Origin of the sequence: Pseudomonas sp. Xaverov 83 (assembly GCF_019352905.1) — a bacterium.
GTDB lineage: Bacteria > Pseudomonadota > Gammaproteobacteria > Pseudomonadales > Pseudomonadaceae > Aquipseudomonas > Aquipseudomonas yamanorum.
The window spans coordinates 112,362-112,618 of record NZ_JAAAFU010000038.1 but is presented as its reverse complement, the minus strand read 5'-3'; the positions used below and the strand labels follow the sequence as shown (position 1 = coordinate 112,618).

The following is a 257-nucleotide window of genomic DNA, read 5'->3' as shown; positions in this document are numbered from 1 at the left end:
CGGTGGTGGTGTCGATCGAGTCGGTAATCGTGGTGGTCGGCGGATTCGTATTGTCCGGAACCAACTTCTCGAAATTACCGCCAGTAGCGGTGGTAATCGTGGTGCTAACGGTGGAACCGTTGTTGTAAACGTCGTTTACCGGCGTTTGGAAAACCACGGTACCCGTGGTTTTTCCCGCGTCGATGGTAATGACCTGGCCGTTGGACAGTGTAACGGTCACTGGAGCATGAGCTTCGTTGCTCAATGTCGCGGTGTAG

The 257-nt window shown here is 54.5% G+C and carries 1 protein-coding gene; it reads right to left on the bottom strand.

Going from position 1 to position 257, the window contains the following annotated elements; genetic code table 11:
* On the bottom strand, positions 1 to 257 hold a 257-nt coding region (locus K0H47_RS31085), incomplete at both ends, for an immunoglobulin-like domain-containing protein (RefSeq protein WP_257626666.1).